The sequence below is a fragment of the Oleiphilus sp. HI0086 genome (genome assembly GCF_001635225.1).
This window is the reverse complement of the sequence record NZ_LWFZ01001364.1, coordinates 1-695: the sequence shown is the minus strand read 5'-3', so window position 1 is coordinate 695 and position 695 is coordinate 1. Positions and strand designations below refer to the sequence as shown.

1 protein-coding gene is annotated in these 695 nt (G+C 43.3%); it reads right to left on the bottom strand.

What is annotated here, in order from left to right:
• Positions 1-695 (bottom strand): 3'-5' exonuclease (locus A3756_RS23480; protein ID WP_197481497.1); only part of this gene is annotated, 695 nt, incomplete at both ends.

The following is a 695-nucleotide window of genomic DNA, read 5'->3' as shown; positions in this document are numbered from 1 at the left end:
TGCCCTTTTTCTGCACAAGCTCTTTATCTTTTTGCTCGCCACCTTCCCAATGCAAGTCATCTTCGGGAATTTCATCTAAAAAGCGACTAGGAATGGTTTCTATTTTCTCGCCATATTGTTTTCGTGCTGCAGCATAAGTCAATGCTAAAGTCCGCTGGGCTCTTGTGATGCCCACATACATCAGGCGGCGCTCTTCTTCGATGTTATCTTCTTCAATGCTGTTTCTATGCGGCAATAATTCTTCTTCAAGCCCCATGATAAAAACATGTGGAAATTCAAGACCTTTCGAGGCATGAAGCGTAAGCATGTGCACCTTATCGCTATCATCCTCTTCTTCTTGTTGCTCCAGCATATCTCGAAGGATCAATTTGGAAACCGCTTCTTCTATACCAATTTCATCCGCTGTGCCTTTATCGGCGTCGATCATATTTTTTAACGAATCAACCAAGTACCAGATATTCTCCATACGTTTCTCAGCCGCTTTTGGCGTATTAGAGTTTTGGTACAGCCATTGATCATACTCAATATCGGTAAACAACTGCTTGATCACAGGTATCGGATCTTCCTGATAACAACGTTCCGTTGTTTTTCGTAACCAATCGCTAAAGCGCCTGACCCGATCCAGCGCCTTACCACTCAACACTTGTTCCAAACCAATTTCACCGACAGCCTGATTCAAACTAATATGTCGCTCA